The following is a 24,275-nucleotide window of genomic DNA, read 5'->3' on the forward strand; positions in this document are numbered from 1 at the left end:
GGCAACAAAAAAGGCCCCGAGGGGCCTTTTTCGTTCGTCGCGCTTACATGTTGGGGTAGTTCGGGCCACCGGTGCCTTCGGGCGCGACCCAGGTGATGTTCTGGGCCGGGTCCTTGATGTCGCAGGTCTTGCAGTGGACGCAGTTCTGGGCGTTGATCTGGAAGCGCTTCTCGCCGTCTTCCTGGGTCACCACCTCGTATACGCCGGCCGGGCAGTAACGCTGCGCGGGCTCGTCGTAGAGCGGCAGGTTCTTGGCGATCGGGATGCTCGGGTCGGTGAGCTTCAGGTGGCAGGGTTGTTCCTCTTCATGGTTGGTGTTGGAGAGGAATACCGAGCTCAGCTTGTCGAAGCTGAGTTTGCCGTCGGGTTTCGGGTAGTTGATCTTCGGCGCTTCGCTAGCCTTCTTCAGGCAGGCGTGGTCCGGCACGTTGTCGTGCAGGGTGAAGGGGATCTTGCCGCCGAAGATGTTCTGGTCCAGCCAGTTGATGCCGCCGCCGATGACCGGGCCGAACTTGTGCAGCGCGGCACCGAAGTTGCGGCTGCGGAACAGCTCGTCATACAGCCAGCTGGCCTTGAACGCGTCGACGTAGGTGGTCAGCTCGTCGCCGCCTTCCTTGCCGCCCAGCAGCGCTTCGGCCACGGCTTCGGCCGCGAGCATGCCGGACTTCATGGCGGTGTGGCTGCCCTTGATCTTGGCGAAGTTCAGGGTGCCCAGGTCGCAGCCGATCAGCGCGCCGCCTTTGAAGACCATCTTCGGCAGCGAGTTCAGGCCGCCCTTGCAGATGGCACGGGCACCGTAGGCCACGCGCTTGCCACCTTCCAGGTACTGCTTGATCACCGGGTGGTGCTTGTAGCGCTGGAATTCGTCGAAGGGCGACAGGTGCGGGTTGGAGTAGGACAGGTCGACGATCAGGCCGACCACCACCTGGTTGTTCTCCAGGTGATAGAGGAAGGAGCCACCGGTGTTGTCGGTGCCCATGATCGACAGCGGCCAGCCGGCGGTGTGCACTACCAGGCCCTGCTCGTGCTTGGCCGGGTCGATGTCCCAGATTTCCTTGATGCCGATGCCGTAGTGCTGGGCGTCGGCTTCGGAGTCCAGGTTGTATTTCTTGATCAGTTGCTTGCCGATGTGGCCACGGCAGCCTTCGGCGAACAGGGTGTACTTGCCACGCAGTTCCATGCCGGGGGTGTAGTAGCCTTCCTTCGGATGGCCTTCGCGATCCACGCCGAGGTCGCCGGTGATGATGCCGCGTACCACGCCGTTCTCGTCGATCAGCGCTTCCTGGGCGGCGAAGCCCGGGTAGATCTCGACGCCCAGGCCTTCGGCCTGCTGGGCCAGCCAGCGGCACAGGTTGCCCAGGGAGATGATGTAGTTGCCCTCGTTGTGCATGGTCTTGGGCACGAAGAGGTCGGGGATCTTGATCGCGCCTTCGGCATCCTTGAGCATATAGATGTCGTCGCGCTTGACCGGGGTGTTCAGCGGGGCGCCGAGTTCCTTCCAGTCAGGGAACAGCTCGTTCAGCGCACGCGGCTCGAACACGGCACCCGAGAGGATGTGGGCGCCGACTTCGGAACCTTTCTCGACCACGCATACGCTGATCTCCTGACCAGCTTCGGCGGCCTTCTGCTTCAGTCGGCAGGCGGCGGACAGGCCAGCAGGGCCGGCGCCGACGATGACGACGTCGAATTCCATGTATTCGCGTTCCACAGTCATTCTCCTCAAGGCTCTCTTCGATGTTTTATGTGGGAGGGCTAGGCTCGATCCCTGACCAGAGCTGGCGCATTATATCCACACCCTTTGGCCGGTCCAATACAAACGTTTGTTTGAATTTTGTAGAAGCCTGATAGGATAAGGCTCTGCGGCTTATGGCGGGGTATTTTCCCGTATTGACCGGATTAGGCGTTACGGTCAAGATACGGGCGGTTTTGCGCTCGCCGTATGGGCTGACCGTCGGTTCCGGCCGACGAGCATCACCCGCCAGAGGCTCGTCCTTGGCGACATTCTTATTCACCGGAGAGTAACGAGGAATCCATGAAGGTTCTTGTAGCTGTCAAACGAGTGGTCGACTACAACGTCAAGGTTCGCGTCAAGGCGGACAACTCCGGCGTCGACCTCGCCAACGTCAAGATGTCGATGAACCCCTTCTGCGAAATCGCCGTGGAAGAAGCCGTCCGTCTGAAGGAAAAAGGCGTGGCGAGTGAAATCGTCGTCGTCACCATTGGCCCGGCCACTGCTCAAGAGCAGCTGCGTACCGCCCTGGCCCTCGGTGCTGACCGCGCCATCCTGGTCGAAAGCGCCGAAGAGCTCAGCTCCCTGGCCGTCGCCAAGCTGCTGAAGGCCGTCGTCGACAAGGAACAGCCCCAGCTGGTGATCCTTGGCAAGCAGGCCATCGACAGCGACAACAACCAGACCGGCCAGATGCTGGGTGCCCTCACCGGCTACGCCCAGGGCACCTTCGCCTCCAAGGTCGAAGTCGCCGGCGACAAGGTCAACGTCACCCGTGAGATCGACGGCGGCCTGCAGACCGTAGCCCTTAACCTGCCGGCTATCGTCACCACCGACCTGCGTCTGAACGAGCCGCGCTACGCGTCGCTGCCGAACATCATGAAAGCCAAGAAGAAGCCTCTGGACACCGTCACCCCGGACGCCCTGGGTGTTTCCACCGCTTCCACCGTCAAGACCCTGAAAGTCGAAGCGCCTGCTGCCCGCAGCGCCGGCATCAAGGTCAAGTCCGTGGCTGAACTGGTCGAGAAACTGAAGAACGAGGCGAAGGTAATCTAAATGACTATCCTGGTTATCGCTGAACACACCAATGCCGCCCTGGCCGCTGCCACGCTGAACACCGTTGCCGCTGCCCAGAAGATCGGTGGCGACATCCACGTCCTGGTCGCTGGTGCCGGTGTCGGCGCCGCTGCCGAAGCCGCCGCCAAGGTCGCTGGCGTTTCCAAGGTCCTGGTTGCCGACAACGCCGCCTTCGCTCATCAGCTGCCGGAAAACGTCGCGCCGCTGATCGCCGAGCTGGGCAAGGGCTACAGCCACATCCTGGCTCCCGCCACCACCAACGGTAAGAACTTCCTGCCGCGCGTCGCCGCCCAGCTGGACGTCGACCAGATCTCCGAGATCATCGCGGTCGAGAGCGCCGATACCTTCAAGCGCCCGATCTACGCCGGTAACGCCATCGCCACCGTGCAGTCCTCGGCTTCGGTCAAGGTCATCACCGTGCGCACCACCGGTTTCGACGCCGTTGCCGCCGAAGGCGGTTCCGCTGCCATCGAAGCCGTCGGCGCCGGTAGCGACGCTGGCAAGTCCGCCTTCGTTGGCGAGGAACTGGCCAAGTCCGACCGTCCGGAACTGACCGCAGCCAAGATCGTCGTTTCCGGCGGCCGCGGCATGCAGAACGGCGACAACTTCAAGCACCTGTACGCGCTGGCCGACAAGCTGGGCGCTGCCGTCGGCGCTTCCCGCGCTGCCGTCGACGCCGGTTTCGTGCCGAACGACATGCAGGTCGGCCAGACCGGCAAGATCGTCGCTCCGCAGCTGTACATCGCGGTCGGCATCTCCGGTGCCATCCAGCACCTGGCTGGCATGAAGGACTCCAAGGTCATCGTCGCCATCAACAAGGACGAAGAAGCCCCGATCTTCCAGGTGGCTGACTACGGCCTGGTGGCTGACCTGTTCGAAGCCGTACCGGAGCTGGAAAAACTGGTCTGATCCAGCTTTCCGCACCCACGAAAAACCCGCTCATCGAGCGGGTTTTTTGTTGCCCGGGGATTCACGGCGAATCGAGGAAGGCCTGGTAGTGCGCAGCTGTTTCGGCGGGGCGTTCGATCATCGGCACGTGGCCGCAGTCCTTCATCACCACCACGCTGGGCTTGGCCAGCAATGGCTTCATCACCTCGATGCTGGAGACATCCAGGACGCGGTCGCGATCGCCCCAGAGCAGCAGGGTAGGGGCGGTGATCTTCTGCAGCTCCGGTTCCAGCGGCACGTAGCGCTGCACCAGATGCTGGAACACCTGATCGTAATGTTCGCGGTTGGCCACCGCCTGCTCGGCGAGATAGCGCTTGAGGGAGCCGGGTATCGCCGGTTTCTCGACGAAGACGAAATCCATCAACGGGTCGTAGTCCGCGACCGAGGCCACCACCAGCGGGTTGGCATCGCCGCGTTCCAGTCGCTCGTACAGCTCGCTCCTGTGCGGGGCGGTGATCCCGGCGTTGTCGAACAACGCCAGCGAGCGCACCTGCTGTGGATAACGCGCGGCGTAGAGGGCGACGATGTGCCCGCCCATGGAATTGCCTACCAGGTGCACCTTGCCCGCGCCCAGCGTGGTGATGAAGGAGGCGAGGCGCTCGGCCTGGGTGCCGACGTCGTAGCTGCCGGCCGGGCGGCTGCTGTCGCCGAAGCCCGGAAGGTCCGGGACGATCACGTGGTAGCGCTCGGTGAAGTGTCGCGCCATGCGCAGCCAGTTGTCCTTGTTGGCCCCGAAACCGTGGACCATGACGATGGTTTCGCCGCTGGCCGGGCCACCCTCGTAGTAGGCGATGTCCAGGTCGCCGACCGTCACGTTGCGGGTGGACAGCCCCGCCAGCTGGCACTCCACGAAACGTGCCGTGGTCATCAGGGCGGCGGGGGAGAAGTACAGGGTGGCAGCCAGGGCTGCCAGCACCGTCACAAGTCCGACAAGCAGTTTTTTCATGGCGCGTCCTTATCGCAAATAATTATTGCAGTTCGCCTAAGCTAGCATGACGCTAGAGCGATGCAGCGCAGTGGCTGCATCGCCCAAACCAAGGTCCGGTCCAGGAAGTCCCTGATGCACATACGCCCCTTCATCGCTCCGTTGTTGCTGGTCCTGGCCACGCTGCCGGGGCTGGGTCATGCGGCTGGCAAGTGCGAGCGCCTGGTCGCCACGGGCAACCCCGAATATCCGCCCTACCTGTGGCGCGACCCGCAGAACCCCAAGCTGCTGGTCGGTGCCAACGCCGATCTGCTCAAGCGCGTGGGCGACGAACTCGGGTTGAAGATCGACATCCTTTATACTGGCCCCTGGTCCCGCGCCCAGGATGAGGTACGCACCGGTCGCGTGGACCTGATCGCCGGCGCCTTCCTCACCCTGCCGCGCCTGGAAACCATGGACTACATCCACCCGGCCTTCCTCGACACGCCCAGCGTCGTGTGGGTCAAGCGCGGCCACGGCTTCCCCTACACCCAGTGGCAGGACCTGCTCGGCCATACCGGCGGCACCCTGGTGAACAACAGCTTCGGCCAGGCCTTCGACGCCTTCGCCAGGGCGAACCTGACCCTCGAAGAGGTCCCGAGCCTGACCCAGGCCTACCAGAAGCTCGTGCTGGAGCGCACCGAGTACGTGCTCTACGAGCATTACCCGGGCCTCGCCCTGGCCGACACCCTGGGCATGGCGGATGATCTCGAGGCGCTGGAACCGCCGATCTCCAGCGAGGGCCTGTACCTGACCCTGTCTCACAATTCGGCCTGCAACGATCCCTGGCTGCGCGGACAACTCGCGAAAAAAATGACAGAATTGACCGCCGCAGGTGTGCCGCAAGTCCTCTTGCAGCGCAATCTCGAGCGTTGGAAGGCCCAGCAGTTGCAGCCGGCCAGCGCCCCGAAACCCTAGGAATCCCTCGTGATCGAACAACGCATTCTGGCCCTCGGCCTGGCCGTCCTCGCCCTGGCCGGCTGTGCCAACGACCCCGCTCCCGTGGAGCAGCTCCGCCTCACCGAGCAGGCCGTGGCCCAGGCCCGTGCCGTGGGTGCGAGCGCCGAGCAGAGCCCCGACATGAAGCTGGCCGAAGAGAAACTCGCCCGCGCGCAGAAGAACATGGGCGAGCAGGATTACAAGCGTGCCCGCATCTTCGCCGAGCAGGCCGAACTGGACGCGCGCCTGGCCGAGTCCAAGGTGCTGACCGAGAAGAGCAAGGCCCAGCTGGCCGACCTCAGTGCCCGCATCAATCGCCTGCGCAAGCAACTGGGGGAATTGCAATGAGCCATCGCATCGCCCTCGGCAGCCTCCTGCTGGGCCTTGGCCTGTTGGCCGGCTGTGCCAGCCCGCAGCGCGCCGAAGACAGCCTGGAGGCCGCGCGTGCCCGCTTCCAGCAGGTGAAGGAAGACCCGGACGTGCTGCGCAGCGCGCCGAAGGACGTGATCCGCGCCGGCGAATCCCTGGCCCGCGCCGAGCGCCTGTCCAACTACCTGGGCAACGACCAGGATGTCGAGCACTACGCCTACCTCAGCCAGCGCTACAGCGAGATCGCCAGCCAGCACAGCGAGCTCAACCTCAACCAGGAGCGTGCCGCCAAGCTGCAGATGGACCAGGAACGCCTGCAACTGGCTCTGCGCGAAGCCAAGCTGCTCAGCGTCCAGCAGCAGGGCGACTGGATGGAAGAGCAGATGGTCAGCCTCGCCGCCACCGAGACCGACCGCGGCCTGGTGATGACCCTGGGCGACGTGCTGTTCGACACCGGGCGTGCGGAACTCAAGGCCTCGGCCAACCGCACGCTGCTCAAGCTGGTGCAGTTCCTCCAGATCAACCCGCGTCGCGTCGTGCGCATCGAGGGCTACACCGACAGCAGCGGTGCCCGCGAAGAGAACCTCGTCCTGTCCCGCGATCGTGCGCAGGCGGTGGCCGACGTGCTCGGCGACCTCGGCATCGATGCCAAGCGCATGGAAGTGGTGGGCTACGGCGAAGCCTTCCCCGTAGCCGAGAACGCCTCCTCCCACGGGCGGGCGCAGAACCGCCGCGTCGAGATCGTGTTCTCCGACGAGAAGGGCAAGCTCGGCGAGCGCCGCTGACGGCAGGCGTTCGAAAGACCCCGGCGGCTTCGGCCCCCGGGGTTTTTTATTGCCCGTACAGCTGCGCCGGAAGCGGCGGACCCGTCGGAGTGAAACGATACAGTCACTGGCGAAAGCGCACTGTATGGCCCACAATTTCACGCTCTGTACCGGTGCAATTTGTTACTGCTCGGGTACTGTTTCGGTCCAGTGAACCAGGTGCCGCCGCCATGACCAATCTGTTGCTCTATCAACGTATCGCCCAGCAACTGGCCGAAGACATCCGTCGCGGCGTGTACCAGCCTGGCGAGCGCGTGCCTTCGGTCCGCAAGATGAGTTCGCAGCTCAATGTCAGCCATGCCACCGTGCTGCAGGCCTACGCCAACCTCGAGGACCAGGGCCTGATCCGCGCGCGGCCGCAATCCGGCTTCTACGTGCACCAGACCCCGGCCCTGACCGCGTCCACCCCGGACATCGCCCGTGTCGAGCGCCCCGGCCTGGTCACCCGCGCGAGCATCATCAACCAGGTGCTCACCGAGTCCCGCCGCGAAGGCGTCTTCCCCCTGGGCGCCGCCGTGCCCCATGTGGACTACCTCCCGGTCCGCGCGCTGCACCAGCAACTGGCCAAGGTCACCCGCTTCCACAGCCCGCGCGCCTTCAGCTACATGTTCAGTCCCGGCTTCGAGCCGCTGCGCCGCCAGGTGGCGATCCGCATGCGCGACGCCGGCGTGGTGGTCAACCCCACCGACGTGGTGATCACCCATGGCTGCGTCGATGCGCTGCAGATGAGCCTGCGCGTGCTGACCCGTCCCGGCGACCTGATCGCCGCCGAGTCCCCCACCTACTACGGCCTGCTGCAACTGGCGGACCTGCTCGGCCTCAAGGTCATCGAGATCCCCAGCGACCCCACCACCGGCATCAGCCTCGAGGCCCTGCAACTGGCCGCCAACCAGTGGCCGATCAAGGCGCTGGTGCTCACCTCGCGCCTGAGCAATCCCCTGGGCGGCACCATCCCCGAGGAGCGCCAGAAGCAGCTGCTGCGCCTGGCGTCGGACTTCGACATCCAGATCATCGAGGACGATATCTACGGCGAGCTGATGTTCGAGCAGGGCCCCTCCAAGGCGCTCAAGGCCCACGACCGCGAAGGGCGCGTGGTCTACTGCTCCAGCTTCTCCAAGACGCTGTCGCCGGGCGTGCGCATCGGCTGGATCATCGCCGGCAAGTACCAGGACGAGATCCAGCGCCTGCAGACCTTCAGCACCCATTCCGCCTGCAGCGTCACCCAGATGGGCGTCGCCGCCTATCTGGAGAACGGTGGCTACGACCGGCACCTGCGCTACATCCGCCAGGAGTACCGCAAGAACCTCACCGCCTTCCAGCTGGGTGTGCAGCAGTACTTCCCCGAAGGCACGCAGATGAGCCGGCCCAACGGCGGCTTCATCCTGTGGATCAGCCTGCCCGCCAAGGTCAACACCAAGGACCTGCACGTGCGCGCCTTGCAACAGGGCATCAGCATCGCGCCGGGGCTCATCTTCAGTAACACCGAGCAGTTCAACCACTGCGTGCGGCTCAATTGCGGCATCCCGTGGAACCGCGAGGCGGAGCGCGCGATCATGACCCTCGGCATGCTCGCCAAGCAGCTGTGCCAGGAAGCCGGCAGCTTCTTCTGACACCAGGCGCGCCCCGGGCTGAAGCCCGGGGCCCCTATTGTGGGAGCGGTTTCAACCGCGATGGCCTGGCACGGCGATCATCGCGAATGAATTCGCTCCCACGCTCCACGCCCAGCCCGGAAATAATTTCATCTCCCCTTTAACCCGACCTGATCGGCGCCCCCGTCTACTGGTGCGTATGGACATTCCGTCCCCAGGAGACCCGCCATGACCACCCCCGCCGCACTGCTCCGCCAACCCCTCGCCGCCGGTTTCGCCGCCGGCCTGCTGCTCGCCCTGGCCGCGTGCCAGGGGCATGAATCCGGCACCACGCCCGGTGCAAGCGAGACCAAGGCCGAAGCCGAGGCCAGCGGTTCGGTGAGCGCCAACGACGACGCGCGCCTGCAGGAACTGGCCAAGCCCGCCGTCGAGCCGAATGCCGCCTATGCCCCGGCGCCGATGGCCAAGCGCTCGGCCCCCATCGCGGTGGCGGGTTCGATGGCCATGCCCGTGGCCCCCGCACCGCTCAGCGACGCCCTGGCCGCCGGCTACCGCGACGAGGGCCGCGAGCAATACGCGCATCTCGCCGACAACCCCATCCATGCCGTGACCAGCGACCCGGTCTCCACCTTCAGCATCGACGTCGACACCGGCGGCTACGCCAACGTCCGGCGCTTCCTCAATGGCGGCCAGCTGCCGCCCAAGGACGCAGTGCGGCTGGAAGAGCTGGTCAACTACTTCCCCTACGCCTACCCGCTGCCCCAGGGCGACGTGCCCTTCGGCATCGGCACCGAACTGGCGCGTTCGCCCTGGAACCCAGAGGCGCGCCTGCTGCGCATCGCCATCAAGGCCTCCGACACCCAGGTCGAGCAGCTGCCGCCGGCCAACCTGGTGTTCCTGGTCGACGTCTCCGGCTCCATGGACCGCCGTGACGGCCTGCCCATGGTGCAGGGCACCCTCAAGCTGCTGGTGGACCAGCTGCGCGCCGAGGACCGCGTCTCCCTCGTCACCTACGCCGGGGAGGCCCGCGTGGTGCTCGAATCCACGTCGGGCAGCGAGAAGGCGAAGATCCGCGCCGCCATCGACCAGCTCGCCGCCGGCGGCTCCACCGCAGGAGAATCCGGCATCCAGATGGCCTATGCCCAAGCGCAGAAGGGCCTGGTGAAGAACGGCATCAACCGCATCCTCCTGGCCACCGACGGCGACTTCAACGTCGGCATCAGCGACTTCGAAAGCCTCAAGCAACTGGCCGCCGAGAAGCGCAAGGGCGGGGTCTCGCTGACCACCCTGGGCTTCGGCACGGACAACTACAACGAACAGCTGATGGAGCAACTGGCCGATGCCGGCGATGGCAACTACGCCTACATCGACAGCCTGCGCGAGGCGCGCAAGGTGCTGGTCGACCAGCTCAGCTCGACGCTCAAGGTGGTGGCCAGGGACGTCAAGCTGCAGGTCGAGTTCAACCCCGCCCAGGTCAGCGAATACCGCTTGCTGGGCTACGAGAACCGCGCGCTCAAGCGCGAGGACTTCAGCAACGACAAGGTCGACGCCGGCGAGATCGGCGCGGGCCACACCGTCACCGCGCTCTACGAGATCGTCCCGGCCGGCGGCAAGGGCTGGCTGGAGCCGCTGCGCTACCAGCAGGCGCAGAAGGCCGATGGCAAATCCTCCGAGCTGGCCTGGCTGCGCATCCGCTACAAGGCGCCGGGCAGCGAGCAGAGCAAGCTGCTGGAGCGTCCCATCGCCGCCGCCGAGGTGCCCGCGATCGCCGGGGCCAGCGAAGACCTGCGCTTCGCCGCCGCCGTGGCCGCCTTCGCCCAGCAGCTCAAGGGCGGGCAGTACACCGGCAGCTTCGGTTTCAACGACACCCTGGCGCTGGCCCGTGGTGCCCGTGGCGACGATCGTTTCGGCCTGCGCGGCGAATTCGTGCAACTGGTCGAACTCGCACAAAGCCTGCAAAATCCAACTCCTTCACAGGCACGGATCGAGTGACTTGAGCGAACCCATCACGGATGACGACGCCGCGCTGCTGCGGCGCTACCGACACGGCGATGCCGAGGCCTTTGGCGTGCTCTACGCACGCCATCGCCTCGGCCTCTACCGTTTTCTCTGCGGGCTGTGCGGCGACGCCGGCCTGGCCGAGGAGATCTTCCAGGAAACCTGGCTGAACCTGATCCGCAGCGCCACCGAGCAGCGCGAGCAGGTGGCGTTCAAGACCTGGCTCTACCAGATCGCCCGCAACCGCCTGATCGATCATTGGCGCAAGCACGGGCGGCTCCATGGGCGCGTCGACGAGTTCGACGAGCAGGTGCACGGCGACGCCATGCCGGGTGCCAGCGAAGACCCCGAGGAGCAGCTCAGCCTCAGTCGCGACCGCGCGCGCCTGCAGGCGGCCCTGGAGGAATTGCCCGGCGAGCAGCGCGAGGTGTTCCTGCTGCGCGCCCATGGCGACCTCGAACTGCACGAGATCGCCGAGATGACCCGCACGCCCGCCGAGACGGTGAAGAGCCGCCTGCGCTACGCGTTGCAGAAGCTACGTCGGTTGCTGGCCGATCCGGCCGCCACCGAGGAGGTATCCACATGAACCAGGAGCCACGCAAGCCGGATGGGCTGGAGCGCGACCTGCTCGCCCACTTCCGTGCCCATGACGCCGGCGAGCCTTCCGCCGAGCTGGATGCGCGCATCCTCGCCGCGGCCCGCGATGCCGTGCGTCCCGCGAGGCCAGGCCTGGGCGAGCGCCTGCACGCCTGGCTGTTCGGCCCCGGTGGCCGCCAGCGCTGGTCCGTGGCCTTCGCCGGCCTGGCCTGCCTGGGCATCGGCGTCAGCCTCACCTGGCGCAACCTCGATCGCCCCGAACTCGACTACGAAAGCGGCATCCCGGCCCCGGCGGCCATGAGGGCGCCTGCCCCCATCGTGCCCGTCGCCCCGGCCGCTGCACCGATGGCCCGCGCAAGCGAGGCCACCGCCGTGGCGGGCAGCATGGAGTCCGCGCCGGAGCCGGACGTGGCGGGCTATGCCGCCCCCGCGCCAGAGCCCCGGATGGAGCGCGAGGCGAAGAAAATGGCCGCCTCGCGCCTGGCGGAAGAGGCCCAGCGCCAGGCGCCGGTGGCAGCCCTGAGCGATCAGGCCGACGTGCACGAGCAGGCCGCCGAGGCGCTGAAGGCCGAGGCCACCGCGCTGGCCGCCAAGCCGCGCCCGGCGCCGGCCAAGGCCAAGGAGGAGACGCTCGTGGCGCAGCTCGAAGAGCTGCTGGCGCTGCGCGAGAAGCGCGACACCCAGGCTGCCGACGCGCTGCTGGCGCGCCTGCGCCAGGATCACCCGCAACTGGATATCGAGGCCGAGCTGGAACGGCTCGGGGAACGCCGCTAGTCCGGCCCCGGCGGTCAACCAGCACCGCCGGGACCGCGACCCGTGCAAGGAGCGCGTGATTGTCCCTTTCATCTTCCGGGCACGACGACAAGAGCCTCGGCCGCCTGCTGCTGGAGCTGTGCGTCCAGCTCGCGCTGACCCTCCTGCCCATCGTCCTCTGCGCCATGCTGCCCCTGCCGCTGTCGGCGGCCCTGGTGCTGCTGCACGTTCTCGCCCTGGGCCTGGCGGCATACACCGGGCGCGAGGCGCTGGCCCGGCGCATCAGTCCGCAACTGTCCTGCGCCATGATTGGCTTCGGCATCGGTGTGGGGCGGCTGCTGCCCGGCTACTGGGGCATCTTCGCCGGCATCGTCGCGGTCTTCATCGGCCTTGCCGCGGTGGCGGCGTGGGAGCGTCGCCTGGGCCTTGCCGAGCCGGAGCCGGGCGCCAACGCCTGGGGCAGCGGCGGCCCGTTGCTGACACCCGAAGGCGAACCCGTGCGCAGCTTCAACTGGGGCGAAATCGCCATGGGCGGGCCCGCCTGGTGCGACCACCTGCTGCCCGACGGCGTGGTCCTGGAGGGGCTGGGCAGCTCGCTGTGCTTCTCCAGCGACGGCCGCTACCTGGCCGCGCCCATTCCCTCCCGGGGCGAGTGGGGCCTGGTGATCTTCGACCGCCAGCTGCGCCGCCTCCATCACTGCACCAACGGTCCGCAGTTCTGGGAGCTGGATGCCTTCGATGGCGAGGTGCTGCGCGGTCGCCACAGCCCACTGGTGTCCAACCAGGGCGTCGCGGCGCGCCTCGATACCTTGCTGGCCGATGCCCGCAGCGAAGACTTCATCGCCGTGGGCGATCTCTGGCTCAGCCCGGACCGGGCCGCACACCTGCCCGCCGCGCGCGAGTTCCCCGCCCCGACGGGCAGCCACCTCCTGCGTGGCGCCCCCCACCTGCCGGGCACCCTGCGCGAGCTGGACAACCCCCTCGCGCCCCTGGCCAACCCCGCCTGCGAACTGGTGCTCGACGACGAGCCCAGCGGCCTGTTGCTGGCCGACGGCGAAGCGGTCATCTGGCGGCAGGATGGCAAGGCGCTGGTCTGCCGCGCGCGTCCCGTCGCCGAGCTGGAGCGGGGCTGGAGCAACGACTGCTGGTTGTGGGAGGAGGGCGAGGGCTGGCGCCTGCTCGACGAGCCCTGGCAGGCCCTGGAGGGCGAGCCCCGTCTCAACCTGGGCGCGCCATTGCGTATCGATGGGCGACACCTGTGGCGCGCCGCCTATCTCGATTTCGCCGGCACCGATCGCCTCGGCTTCGGCTATGGCTTGTACAGCATCCACAGCGACAGCGAGACCCTGGTCGGCGTCGATGAGCAGGGCCGTGCCCTGGCCGGCGAGCACCGGCTGACGCACTTGAGCCTCGGCGTCTCGCTGGACGGCGCGGGACGCAGCGGCGCCAGCCTGGAGCTGCAGCCCATGGCCAATGGCGAGGTTCCGCGCCTGGAGTGGCTGCGTGATGGCACGGACGGCCGTCAGGGCGCATTCGCCTGCCGCATCGGCGACTGGCTGCTCGACGGTGAATGGTGCCTGGACCACCGGGTTTCCGACTGCGGGCGTTACCTGGCCCTGGTGGCGTTCGCCGAGGCCCCGGCGGTGCCCCATCGCCTGGTGGTGGCGGATGTCCGCGAGCGTCGTCTGCTGGCGCTGGAACGCCCCTTGCTGATCGCCCGGCTGCACGACTTCCGCGAGGGCATCGTCAGCCTGGCCCATGTGCGCGGGCGCCTGCCCGAAGGGCGCGAATCCATTCCCCAGCAGCGCTTCACCGAAGCGGCCCCGGACCCACTGCGGGCTGTCACCTTCATGGCCGCTGGCGGCGAGCGTTTCTACTACGAGGTGGCGCAGGTGGCGGTCGACCCGGATGCGCTGCGCCTGGTGCCGACCTGGCGGCTGGCCGAGCGCCCGCCGGCTGCCAATGCGCTGGGGGATTTCGTCCTGCCTGCGCCCGGTGGCGGGGATGCCGCCTGGCTGTTCGGCTGCGAAAGCCGTTTCGCCGACAGCTACCTGCGTGAGCAGGAGCCCCGCATGGGCGGTTGCCTGCTCACCGCCTCCGGCTGCGCGATCGCCGACCTGGGGCCGGCGATGATCTGGTCGGCCGATGGCCGCTTCCTGGCGCTGACCCGTTTCGGCGAGTTCCACGACCCACGGGCCGGCAGCCATCCGCTCTGGCACCTGCTGGTGCTGGATACCCACGAACACCGCCTGTATCGCTGCGCCGATCCCATCGGCCTTATGCCGCGCTTCGAAGGCTTCGATGGCGCGGGCCTGCGCATGCGCGTCCATGCCTACGCCCATGAGGTGGAAGACGATGTCGGCGAACCGCGTCGTTTCAGCCTCGATGAGCTGCTGGCGCTGCGTGCCGAACCGCTGCGCCGCGAAGGGGACCTCTGGCTGCCCGATGCGGAGCGGGAGCGCGTCGACCTCTGGCAGCACCTGGATTCCACCCACCTCGACCCCTGGAGAGCCCCATGACCGACAGCCCTTCCGCCATCTTCTCTCTGCTCAGCTCCATCGGCCTGCTGCCACTCGTCGTGGTCTGGCTGCTCGGCTGCGCCATGGCCGCGCGCTTCTGGCGTGCCCAGCCCCGCGCCGCCGGGCTGTGCCTGGCCAGCATGCTGATCCTGCTGGTATGGCAGGGCATGACCATCGGCCTGCACGCGCTGATCCCGATCCTGGCCTTCGATATCTGGCCCGACGCGGAGCCCATGTACTTCTACGCGGTCATCAACCTGCTCGGCAGCCTGGTCCACACCCTGGCCTTCGGCCTGCTGATCTGGGCGGTGTTCACCGGCCGGGAAGGGGTGTGAAGCGTTGGCAAGTTCCGAAGCCCGGGGTTGCCAGGGCGGGATCGAGGGGCGAGCATGGCCCCTCATGCCTTGCCTTGCACACTGCCCATGACCCGTTTTCCCTTCTACCTGCTGTTGCTCCTGGGCCTGCTCGCCGGCTGCGAGCAGGAAACGCCGCCCCCGCAGAAACCACCCGCCAGCCCGCCTCCAGTGACCGAGGTCGCGAAGCCTGAGCCTGCCGCCCCGGCCAAGGAGGCACCTGTGGCCAAGCCGACGAGCGAGCCCCCCAAGGTGGCGAGTGAGGCGCCCAAGCCCGTGGCCAAGGCCGAGTCCAAACCCGAAGCCAAGTCGCAAGCCAAGCCCAAGGTGGAGGCCAAGCCCTCGACCAAGGTGGCCCAGCCCGCCACCAGCCCGGCCGGCAATGCGCGCAAGCCGGAGAAGACCGAACTGCCCAAGGCCCAGCTCGACCTGCGCCTGCCCAGGCACCTGGTGGACAAGCTCGAGCCCGAGATAGTCGAGGAGCGCAAGGCCGAGGAGCCCCTGCTGCCGCCGATGTTCACCGAGAAGGCGCCGGAGCAGGGCCCCTTCCAGCTCAACGGCAAGCTGCTGACCAACGAGAAGGAGGATGACTACTGGCGCTCCGTGGAGGGCGCCGAGCTGCAGTTCGAGTTCAAGCAGTAACGGGGCAGGCGGCGGCTGGACCCCGCCTCACCAGTTCACCTTTCGTACTCGCCGGCGGCTCCGCCGGTGGATGGAAAGAGCGCCATCCACCCTACACGCCGGTTGGCACTGTGGTTCGGGTTGGGCGCGGTGCCTTAGGTTGGCGCCGAGCGCAGCGAGGCCCGACACAGCCATGTCCGGTCCTGCGGCGGGCTCTCCCTGTGGGAGCGGCTTCAGCCGCGAAAGATCTGCAGCCGGCACAGGGCGGGGAGTCGCCGGGTATGTCATCGCGAATGAATGCGCTCCCACGAGGGCAAGGGCGGATCAGAAGCGGTACTCCCCGCTCTGGATCGCCTGGTGGAGGGTGCTGTCCAGCGGGCGGAACGCGTCTTCGCCGGGCAGGCGCACGAACAGCGGCTCGCTGACCTGGTTCGGGTCGAAGCCGTTCTTCTTGAGGTCGGTCTTCTTGTACTTGAAGGTCCCGGTGGTCTCGATTTCCTCCAGCAGGCGGATGAACAGCGGCGCCGCGTAAGGCGGCAGTTCACGGTCCAGGTGGGCGGCCACGGCCTGGGCGTCGAGCTGCGAGCCGCTGCCCAGGCGCAGCGCGGCCATGCCGCAGCGACCGTTGGTCCCGGGGATCTCCACGCCATAGACCACTGCGTCCTCGACACCGCCGAAGGCGCCCAGCACGCTTTCCACCTCGGTGGTGGAGACGTTCTCGCCCTTCCAGCGGAAGGTGTCGCCGAGGCGGTCGACGAACTGGGCGTGCTTGCAGCCGATGTCGCGCATCAGGTCGCCGGTGTTGAACCAGGCATCGCCCTTCTTGAACACGTCCCGCAGGATCACCGACTCGCTCTTGGCCGGGTCGGTGTAGCCGTCGAAGGGCCATTTGGCGCTGATCTCGCTGATCAGAAGGCCCGGCTCGCCCTTGCCGACCTTCTCCAGGTAGCCCTTGTGGTCGCGCACCGGGCGGTCGTTTTCGAGGTCGTAGCGGACGATGGCGTAGGTGGCCGGCGAGAAGCCCACGGTGTTGTCGAAGTTGAAGACGTTGGTGAAACCGATGTTGCCCTCGCTGGAGGCATAGAACTCGGTGATGCGCTCGATGCCGAAGCGCTCCTTGAACTCGGCCCAGATGGCCGGTCGCAGGCCGTTGCCGATCATGCAGGTGAGGGTGTTGTTGCGTTCCTCCTCGCTGGGCGGCTGGTTCAGCAGGTAGCGGCACAGCTCGCCGATGTAGCCGAAGCAGGTGGCCTGGTACTGCGCGACGTCCTTCCAGAAGCTGCTGGCGGAGAACTTGCGGCGCAGGGCGATGGCGGCGCCACCGGCCAGCACCGAGGCCCAGCTCACGGTGACCGCGTTGTTGTGATAGCAGGGCAGGGTCAGGTAGAAGACGTCGGTGTCCGTCAGCCCGAGGCCGGAGTGGCCGAAGCCGCCATAGGCCTTGATCCACTTGCCGTGGCTGAGGATCGAGGCCTTGGGCAGGCCCGTGGTGCCCGAGGTGTAGATGTAGAAGCAGGGGTCCTTGAGGCGCACCTTGGCGGTTTCCGCCGGATTGTCGGCGCTGTGCTCGCCCGCCATGCGCATCAGGTTGTTCCAGCCGCGCGGCGCCTGGCCCGGGTCGCGACGGGTGTCGGCGTCGTCGATCCAGTAGCGACGCCCGGCCGTATTGCCCAGTTCGGCCTCCACGTCCTCGAAGGCTTCGCGCAGTTCCTCGCCGACCAGGTAATGGGTGGCCTTCACCAGGGTCAGGCTGTGGGCCAGGACCTTGCCGCGCTGGGTGGTGTTGACCAGCGCGCCGATGGCGCCGAGCTTGGCCAGCGCCGCCAGCAGCGCGAGGACCTCGATGCGGTTCTCCAGCATCACCGCCACCACCTTGCCGTGGGACACGCCCTCGGACTTGAGCGCGTGCGCCAGGCGGTTGGCCCAGGCGTTGAATTCGGCGTAGGTCAGGCGCCGGGTCTCGTCGATCACCGCCGGGCGCTGGGGGAATTTCTGCGCGGCACGCTCCAGGGCCCAGCCCAGGGACAGCGACTTCTCGCGGTTGCGGATGCCGGTGTAGTACAGGCCCAGCAGCATGCGCGGCACACGGGGCAGATTGCCCGGAAGGCGGGCGAGGAAGCGGAACGGGGAAATCAGATCGGCCTGGGTCATGGCTCTCGCACTTTGTCGTTGTTGTGGGCAGGCAATGGCGCTTTCACGACTGTAGAAGCCGCTCAGGCAAAGCGGTATGACCGTGGCGCGGGGAACGCCGGGCAGATGGGCAAATAGCGACGCCCGCCCCGCGCGGAGTCCGGCACGGGGCGGGGGTGGGCCGGGCTTCAGTCGAGGAACAGGTCCGGCACCAGGCTGCCGCCCTCGGGATCGAAGCGGTAGTGCTCGAAGTCGGTCTGGCCCTGTTCGCGGAGGATCTCCTCGTCCACCAGCAGGCGGCCGGTGATGCTGCGCCCGGTGCTGGAGAGGATGGCGTGGGCGGCGTCGGCCATGATCGCCGGGGTGCGCGAGCGCTTGAAGGCGTCGCGGCTGCCCAGCTCGAACTCGATGGCGGCGGTGGCGATCATGGTCTGCGGCCACAGTGAGTTGACGCTGATGCCGTATTTCTTGAACTCCTCGCTCATGCCCAGGGTGAGCATGCTCATGCCGTACTTGGTGACGGTGTAGGGGCCGTGCTGGGCGAACCACTTGGGCGCGAGGTTGAGTGGCGGGGAGAGGTTGAGGATGTGCCCGCCCGCGCTCTTCTTCAGGTAGGGCAGGGCGGCCTGGCTGCAGACCATCACCGCGCGGGTGTTGATCTGGTACAGCAGGTCGAAGCGCTTGGGCTCCAGTTGCTCGACGCCCACCAGCTTGATGGCGCCGGCGTTGTTCACCAGGGCGTCGATGCCGCCGAAGTGCCCGGCCGCCTGGGCCATGGCGTCACGCACCGCGGCTTCGTCGCGCACGTCCAGTTGCAGGGCCAGGGCCTTGCCACCCGCGGCCTCGACCTCCTCGGCCACGCTGAAGATGGTCCCGGCCAGCTTGGGATGGGGCTCGGCGCTCTTGGCGGCGATGACGATGTTGGCGCCATCGGCAGCGGCGCGCAGGGCGATCTCGCGACCGATACCACGGCTGGCACCGGTGATGAACAGGGTTTTGGCAGAAAGGCTCATTGCAGTGCTCCTGGTTGTTGTTGTCGGGCATGGAAGCCGGAAGCCGGAAGCTAGAAGCCGCCCGCACCAGCCTGCTCTTGTCTCCCAGCTTCAGGCTTCAAGCTTCAAGCTGCTCTTGCACTTCCACCAACACCTGGCGGCTCTTGACCTGGTCGCCGGCGGTGGCCTGGACGCGGCGGACGATGCCGTCCACCCCCGCCTTGAGCGGGTGTTCCATCTTCATCGCTTCCAGCACCACCAGCAGTTGGCCCTTGGCGACGCGATCGCCTTCGCCCACGAGGACGTCGACGATCGCGCCGTCCATGGGGGCCTTGACGGTGCCGGAGCCGGCACCGCCCTGGCCGCCGGCCGGTTCATGGGTGATGTCCAGCAGTTCGACGTTGCCCTGTTGCCCGTGCAGCCACAGGCGCGGGCCGTCCAGGTGGTAGGCCAGGCGGCGGCGGATACCGTCCAGCTCCAGGGTGGCCCAGCGGCCATCGCTGGCGAGCAGGTGCAGGGCGATGGCCTGTTCGCCGATACGGGCCAGCAGGCGCGGTTGCGGGCCGCTGGCTTCGACTTCCAGCTCCACCGCCAGCTTCTGCTCGCCCTGGCGCAGGACGAAGCGCCAGGGCGCGCTGCCGGCGCTGCGCCACCCGGCGAGGCCGGACTGGTGGGCGCGGGATTCGGCGGAAGCCTGATAGAGCAGGGCGGCCGCGACGGCCAGCTCGCTGGCCGGCAGCGGCTGCGGGGCGAGGCTCGGGTCGTTGGCGAAGTGCTCGCCGATGAAGGCCGTGGTGGCATGGCCGGCGGCGAATTCGGGGTGCGCCAGCAGGTTGGCGAGGAAGCGCTGGTTGCCCTTCACGCCCAGCAGCACGCAATCCTCGACGGCGCGTACCAGCTTGCGCCGGGCTTCGTCGCGGGTGGCGCCCCAGGCGATCACCTTGGCCAGCATGGGGTCGTAGAAGGGCGTCACCGCCTGGCCTTCCACCAGGCCGTGGTCGATGCGGATGCCCGGCAGGAGGGCGGGCTCCCAGCGCAGCACGTCGCCGGTCTGCGGGAGGAAGTCGCTGGCCGGGTCCTCGGCGTACAGGCGCACCTCCATGGCGTGGCCGTCGAGGCGGATGTCGTCCTGGGCCAGCGGCAGCGGCTGGCCGGCGGCGACCTGGATCTGCCAGGCCACCAGGTCGAGCCCGGTGACCAGTTCGGTGACCGGGTGCTCCACCTGCAGGCGGGTGTTCATTTCCAGGAAGTAGAAGCGGCCCTCGGCGTCGAGGAGGAATTCCACGGTGCCGGCGCCGGTGTAGTTGACCGAGGCCGCGGCCTTGACCGCGGCCTCGCCCATGGCGCGGCGCAGTTCCGGGGTCATCACCGGGCAGGGCGCTTCCTCCACCACCTTCTGGTGGCGGCGCTGCACCGAGCAGTCGCGCTCGCCCAGGTAGAGGAGGGTGCCCTGCTGGTCGCCGAACACCTGGATCTCCACGTGGCGCGGGCGGATCACCGCGCGTTCGAGGATCAGCTCGCCGGAGCCGAAGGCGTTCTGCGCTTCGGAGCGCGCGGTGCGGATCTGCGCGGCCAGTTCGCCGGCTTCGTGCACCAGGCGCATGCCGCGACCGCCGCCGCCGGCGCTGGCCTTGATCATCAGCGGGTAGCCGATGCGCTCGGCCTCGCGGGCGAGGGTCGCGTCGTCCTGCTCGGCGCCCTCGTAGCCGGGGATGCAGGGCACGCCGGCTTCGAGCATGGCGATCTTCGACAGGCGCTTGCTGCCCATCAGGTGGATGGCTTCGACGCTGGGGCCGATGAAGACGATGCCGGCGGCCTCGCAGGCGCGGGCGAACTCGGCGTTCTCGGAAAGGAAGCCGTAGCCGGGGTGTACGGCGTCGGCGCCGGTGCGCCGGGCGGCATCGATGATCGCCTCGACCTTGAGGTAGGACTGCGCCACCTGGGCCGGGCCGATGCACACCGCCTCGTCGGCGAGCTGCACGTGGCGGGCGTCGCGGTCGGCTTCGCTGTACACCGCCACGGTGCGGTAGCCGAGCGCTTGCGCGGTGCGCATCACCCGGCAGGCGATCTCGCCCCGGTTGGCGATCAGGATCTTGTTGAATGCGGGCATCTTCGTGCTCCTGCTGGGGGACCGGAGGGCATCCGGGGCCCGGACTGTGTGCGTTCGGTGTTGCGGTGGATGTGAAGAGCGACATCCACCTGCGGGTGCCACGGTGTTGCATGGGGTGGATCGCGCTTTATCGATCCACCACTGGTGTTCACTGGGCCCAGGTCGGTTTGCGCTTCTGCACGAAGGCCATGGTCCCTTCGGCGCCTTCGGCTCCGGTCACGGCGTCGGCGAACCAGGCGGCGGCGTCGTCCAGCAACGGGCCCAGCTCGCGTTCCTCGGTGGCCAGCAGCAGTGCCTTGGTCCGTGCGTTGGCGCCGGGGGCACAGCGGCGCACCTGCTCCAGGGTGGCGCCGAGGCGTGCGTCGACGGCGGCGTCATCGGCCTCGGCGAAGTGCACCAGGCCCAGGCGCAGCGCCTCGTTGCCGTCGAAGCGCGCGGCGGTGAGGGCCAGGCGGCGGGCCTGGGTCAGGCCGATGCGCTTGACCACGAAGGGGGCGATCTGTGCGGGCAGGATGCCCAGGCCGGTTTCCGGCAGGCCGAATTGCGCGCCCTGGTGGGCGATGGCGATGTCGGAGATGCAGGCGAGGCCGAAGCCACCGCCGAGCACGGCGCCTTCCAGCACGGCGATCACCACTTGCGGGGCGGCCTGGGCCTCCTCCAGCAGGCTGCCGAAGGCACGGTTCAGCTCGCGGTAGGCGTCGGCGCCGGCGGCGCGCGCCGAGGCCATGTCCTTGATGTCGCCGCCGGCGCAGAAGTGCCCATCGGCGCCACGCAGCACCAGGGCGCGCACGTCACTGCCCTGGCGCACGGCGGCCAGCACCGAGCGCAGTTCGCCGACCATGGCCAGGCTCATGGCGTTGCGCGCGTCCGGGCGGTTGAGGGTGACGTGGAGCACGCCGCCCGCCTGCTCCAGCAGCAGGGTTTCGCAGGCGGGCAGGCTCATTTCTTCTTACCGGGCAGGATGCCCATCAGCTTGCTGATGATGCCCAGCATGATCTCGTCGGCGCCGCCGCCGATGGAGACCAGGCGCGTGTCGCGGTAGGCGCGGGAGATGTGGTTGTCCCACATGAAGCCCATGCCGCCCCAGTACTGCAGGCAGGAGTCGGTGACTTCGCGGCCCAGGCGCCCGGCCTTGAGCTTGGCCATGGAGGCGAGGCGGGTGACGTCCTTGCCCTTCACGTACATTTCGGTGGCCTGGTAGACCAGGGCGCGCAGGCATTCCACCTCGGTCATCATCTCGGCCATGCGGAAGTGGATGACCTGGTTGTCGATCAGCGCGTTGCCGAAGGTCTTGCGCTCTTTGCAGTACTCGATGGTGGCGTCGATGCAGTGCTCCAGGCCCTTGATCATGTTGGCGGCGCCGAACAGGCGCTCTTCCTGGAACTGCAGCATCTGCATCATGAAGCCGGCGCCTTCGTGGCCGATGCGGTTGCGCTGCGGCACGCGGACGTTGTCGAAGAACACCTGGGCGGTCTCCGAGCTGCGCATGCCGAGCTTGTCCAGGTGCGGGCTGACGCTGATGCCGGGGGTGTTCATCGGCACCATGATCAGCGACTTGTTGACGTGGGGCTTGTCGTCGGAGGTGTTGGCCAGCAGGCAGATGAAGTCGGCGGACGGGGAGTTGGTGATCCACATCTTGCTGCCGTTGATCACGTAGTCGTCGCCGTCCTTGCGGGCGCTGGTCTTGAGGCCCGCGACGTCGGAGCCGGCGCCCACTTCGGAGACGCCGATGCAGCCGACCATCTCGCCGGCGATGGCCGGGCGCAGGAACTCCTCGCGCAGCTCGTCGGAGCCGAAGCGCGCCAGGGCTGGGGTGCACATGTCGGTCTGCACGCCGATGGACATGGGGATGCCGCCGCAATGGATGGTGCCGAACTCTTCGGCGGCGACGATGGAGTAGCTGTAGTCCAGGCCCATGCCGCCGAATTTCTCCGGCTTGGAGATGCCCAGCAGGCCCAGCTCGCCGGCCTTCCTGAAGATGTCGTGGATGGGGAAGCGACCGTCTTTCTCCCACTGGTCGACGTGCGGGTTGATTTCCTTGTCGACGAAGTTGCGGACGGTACGGCGAAGCTCTTCGTGTTCCTGGGTAAAGATCATCCTGTCGTTCTCCTCTTGGGGTGCGTCGTGCGCACCGTGATCGTTCGGTTCAGAAACGGGCGACGCCGAAACTGTTGGCTTTCAGCGGTCGCCGGTGGGCTTCCGCGCAGATGTCCAGCAGGTAGCCCAGCAACTGGCGGCTGTCGCGGGGGTCGATCAGGCCGTCGTCCCACAGGCCGGCGGTGCCGTAGAGCGCGGTGGACTGGCTGTCGAGCTTCTGCGCGGTGACCTGTTCGAGCATGTCGAGCATCTTCGGGTCGGCTTCCTTGCCCTCCTTGGCGTGTTTCTCCTCGGTGACGATGCGCAGCACCTTGCCGGCCTGGGCGCCACCCATCACGGCGGTACGGCTGTTGGGCCAGGCGAAGATGAAGCGCGGGTCCAGCCCGCGGCCGCACATGGCGTAGTTGCCGGCGCCGTAGGAGCCGCCCACCACCAGGGTGAGCTTGGGCACGGTGGCGTTGGCCACCGCCTGGATCATCTTCGAGCCGTGCTTGATCACCCCCAGCTGTTCCGACTCGGTGCCGACCATGAAGCCGGTGGTGTTGTGCAGGAACAGGATGGGCGTGTTGCTCTGCTCGCAAAGCTGGATGAACTGCGCCGCCTTGGCTGCACCGCGGGGGGTGATCGGGCCGTTGTTGCCGATCAGGCCGCAGGGCTGGCCCTCGATGCGCAGGTGGCCGCAGACGGTCTGGCTGTCGAACTCGTTCTTGAAGTCGAGGAATTCCGAGCCGTCGGCGATGCGCGCGACGATCTCGCGCACGTCGTAGGGCTTCTTCGGGTCGGCCGGCACCAGGCCCAGCAGGTCGCTGGCCGGGTACAGCGGCTCGCGCCACTGGCGCTGCTCGCGCGGCGGCAGCTGGGCGTTCCACGGCAGCATGGCGAGGATGTCGCGGGCGATGCGCAGGGCGTCGGCGTCGTTCTCCGCCAGGTACTCGGCGGTGCCGGCGACCTGGGCGTGCATCTCGGCACCGCCCAGCTCCTCGTCCGTGGCCACCTCGCCGGTGGCGGCCTTGAGCAGCGGCGGGCCGGCGAGGAACATCTTGGCCTTGCCGCGCACCACCACCACATAGTCCGAGAGGCCCGGCTGGTAGGCCCCGCCGGCGGTGCTGGAGCCGTGCACCACGGTGATCTGCGGCAGGCCCATGGCGGACATGCGCGCCTGGTTGGCGAAGCCGCGCGCACCCTCGACGAAGATGTCCGCCGCGTAGTTGAGGTTGGCGCCGCCGCTCTCGGTCAGGGCGATCACCGGCAGCTTGTTCTCGAAGGCGATCTGCTGCAGGCGCAGGGTCTTCTTCAGGCCGGTGGGGGAGATGGTGCCGCCCTTGATGGCGCTGTTGCTGGCGGTGACCAGGCAGCGCACGCCGGCCACATAGCCGATGCCGGCGATGATGCCGCCGCCGGCCTGGGTGCCGTCCTTGTCGTCGTGCAGCTTGTAGCCGGCCAGCGAGGAGAGCTCGAGGAAGGGCGCGCCCGGGTCAAGCAGCAGGTTGAGGCGCTCGCGGGGCAGCAGCTGGCCACGCTTCTCGAACTTGGGCTTGGCCTCGAAGGCCTTGTCCAGGACCTTGCGCTCGACATCGCGGAAGCTGTCGATGGCGGCGAGCATGGCCTCGCGGTTGCGGGCGAATTCCTCGCCCTGGGTGTCCAGTTCGGAGTGGATGACGGCCATGGC

The 24,275-nt window shown here is 67.6% G+C and carries 20 protein-coding genes; 12 read left to right on the forward strand and 8 right to left on the reverse strand.

All coding sequences use genetic code 11. The annotated features are described in order from the left end of the window. Nucleotides 1-43 precede the first annotated feature (43 nt). On the reverse strand, nt 44-1,708 hold the full coding sequence (locus tag HSX14_RS09480) for an electron transfer flavoprotein-ubiquinone oxidoreductase (RefSeq protein ID WP_173173869.1): 1,665 nt from the start codon (nt 1,706-1,708) through the stop codon (nt 44-46). A gap of 324 nt (nt 1,709-2,032) precedes the next feature. Between HSX14_RS09480 and HSX14_RS09485 the strand changes: the two genes are divergently transcribed. Beyond that, on the forward strand, nt 2,033-2,782 hold the full coding sequence (locus HSX14_RS09485) for an electron transfer flavoprotein subunit beta/FixA family protein (RefSeq protein ID WP_111262406.1): 750 nt from the start codon (nt 2,033-2,035) through the stop codon (nt 2,780-2,782). Then, complete coding sequence (locus HSX14_RS09490) at nt 2,783-3,712, forward strand: electron transfer flavoprotein subunit alpha/FixB family protein (RefSeq protein WP_111262405.1); 930 nt, start codon at nt 2,783-2,785, stop codon at nt 3,710-3,712. It begins immediately after the preceding gene. Nucleotides 3,713-3,773: 61 nt separating this feature from the next. On the opposite strand, the gene HSX14_RS09495 is transcribed toward HSX14_RS09490, so the two are convergent. Next, a complete protein-coding gene (locus HSX14_RS09495; RefSeq protein ID WP_173173871.1) occupies nt 3,774-4,697 on the reverse strand; it encodes an alpha/beta fold hydrolase in 924 nt (307 codons plus the stop codon). Nucleotides 4,698-4,811: 114 nt separating this feature from the next. Here HSX14_RS09495 and HSX14_RS09500 point away from each other — a divergent pair, with 114 nt between their 5' ends. The 10 genes from HSX14_RS09500 to HSX14_RS09545 all read left to right on the forward strand — a co-directional run bounded on the left by HSX14_RS09500 (nt 4,812) and on the right by HSX14_RS09545 (nt 15,298). Then, nucleotides 4,812-5,633: a substrate-binding periplasmic protein gene (locus HSX14_RS09500; protein WP_173173873.1), complete on the forward strand. Its 822-nt coding sequence runs from the start codon at nt 4,812-4,814 to the stop codon at nt 5,631-5,633. A 39-nt stretch (nt 5,634-5,672) separates the two neighbouring features. Then, a complete protein-coding gene (locus HSX14_RS09505) occupies nt 5,673-6,002 on the forward strand; it encodes a DUF4398 domain-containing protein (RefSeq protein ID WP_173174050.1) in 330 nt (109 codons plus the stop codon). Beyond that, entirely contained in the window at nt 5,999-6,808 is an 810-nt protein-coding gene (locus tag HSX14_RS09510; RefSeq protein ID WP_173173875.1) for an OmpA family protein, read from the forward strand. The genes HSX14_RS09505 and HSX14_RS09510 overlap by 4 nt, the downstream gene beginning before the upstream one ends. 209 nt (nt 6,809-7,017) lie before the next feature. Beyond that, nucleotides 7,018-8,457: an aminotransferase-like domain-containing protein gene (locus HSX14_RS09515; protein WP_111262401.1), complete on the forward strand. Its 1,440-nt coding sequence runs from the start codon at nt 7,018-7,020 to the stop codon at nt 8,455-8,457. Nucleotides 8,458-8,664: 207 nt separating this feature from the next. After that, the gene (locus HSX14_RS09520) at nt 8,665-10,428 is read left to right on the forward strand and encodes a vWA domain-containing protein (protein ID WP_173173877.1); all 1,764 of its coding nucleotides are present in this window, start codon (nt 8,665-8,667) and stop codon (nt 10,426-10,428) included. A gap of 1 nt (nt 10,429) precedes the next feature. Continuing rightward, nucleotides 10,430-11,020, forward strand: coding sequence for an RNA polymerase sigma factor (locus HSX14_RS09525; protein ID WP_173173879.1), 591 nt, complete (start codon nt 10,430-10,432; stop codon nt 11,018-11,020). After that, nucleotides 11,017-11,805 (forward strand): hypothetical protein, encoded by a 789-nt coding sequence (locus HSX14_RS09530; protein ID WP_173173881.1) that lies wholly within the window; start codon nt 11,017-11,019, stop codon nt 11,803-11,805. The genes HSX14_RS09525 and HSX14_RS09530 overlap by 4 nt, the downstream gene beginning before the upstream one ends. A 59-nt stretch (nt 11,806-11,864) precedes the next feature. Beyond that, nucleotides 11,865-14,303 (forward strand): hypothetical protein, encoded by a 2,439-nt coding sequence (locus tag HSX14_RS09535; protein ID WP_173173883.1) that lies wholly within the window; start codon nt 11,865-11,867, stop codon nt 14,301-14,303. Next, nucleotides 14,300-14,638 carry a hypothetical protein gene (locus HSX14_RS09540; protein WP_173173885.1) on the forward strand — a complete coding sequence of 113 codons (339 nt, stop codon included), beginning with the start codon at nt 14,300-14,302 and terminating at the stop codon, nt 14,636-14,638. The genes HSX14_RS09535 and HSX14_RS09540 overlap by 4 nt, the downstream gene beginning before the upstream one ends. A gap of 87 nt (nt 14,639-14,725) precedes the next feature. Continuing rightward, entirely contained in the window at nt 14,726-15,298 is a 573-nt protein-coding gene (locus HSX14_RS09545; RefSeq protein WP_173173887.1) for a hypothetical protein, read from the forward strand. A 303-nt stretch (nt 15,299-15,601) separates the two neighbouring features. Here HSX14_RS09545 and HSX14_RS09550 read toward each other — a convergent pair whose 3' ends face one another. The 6 genes from HSX14_RS09550 to atuC all read right to left on the reverse strand — a co-directional run bounded on the left by HSX14_RS09550 (nt 15,602) and on the right by atuC (nt 24,272). Continuing rightward, nucleotides 15,602-17,428, reverse strand: coding sequence for a long-chain-acyl-CoA synthetase (locus HSX14_RS09550; RefSeq protein WP_173173889.1), 1,827 nt, complete (start codon nt 17,426-17,428; stop codon nt 15,602-15,604). 167 nt (nt 17,429-17,595) lie between these two features. Beyond that, entirely contained in the window at nt 17,596-18,420 is an 825-nt protein-coding gene (locus tag HSX14_RS09555; protein WP_173173891.1) for an SDR family oxidoreductase, read from the reverse strand. Between the two features lie 97 nt (nt 18,421-18,517). Beyond that, nucleotides 18,518-20,509 carry a geranyl-CoA carboxylase subunit apha gene (gene atuF, locus HSX14_RS09560; protein WP_173173893.1) on the reverse strand — a complete coding sequence of 664 codons (1,992 nt, stop codon included), beginning with the start codon at nt 20,507-20,509 and terminating at the stop codon, nt 18,518-18,520. A gap of 148 nt (nt 20,510-20,657) precedes the next feature. Further along, entirely contained in the window at nt 20,658-21,452 is a 795-nt protein-coding gene (gene atuE / locus HSX14_RS09565) for an isohexenylglutaconyl-CoA hydratase (protein ID WP_173173895.1), read from the reverse strand. Then, a complete protein-coding gene (atuD, locus tag HSX14_RS09570) occupies nt 21,449-22,606 on the reverse strand; it encodes a citronellyl-CoA dehydrogenase (protein WP_173173897.1) in 1,158 nt (385 codons plus the stop codon). The genes atuE and atuD overlap by 4 nt, the downstream gene beginning before the upstream one ends. 49 nt (nt 22,607-22,655) lie before the next feature. Then, on the reverse strand, nt 22,656-24,272 hold the full coding sequence (gene atuC, locus HSX14_RS09575; RefSeq protein WP_173173899.1) for a geranyl-CoA carboxylase subunit beta: 1,617 nt from the start codon (nt 24,270-24,272) through the stop codon (nt 22,656-22,658). Between the last annotated feature and the right edge of the window lie 3 nt (nt 24,273-24,275).

The organism is Pseudomonas tohonis (assembly GCF_012767755.2).
Taxonomy (GTDB): Bacteria; Pseudomonadota; Gammaproteobacteria; order Pseudomonadales; family Pseudomonadaceae; genus Metapseudomonas; species Metapseudomonas tohonis.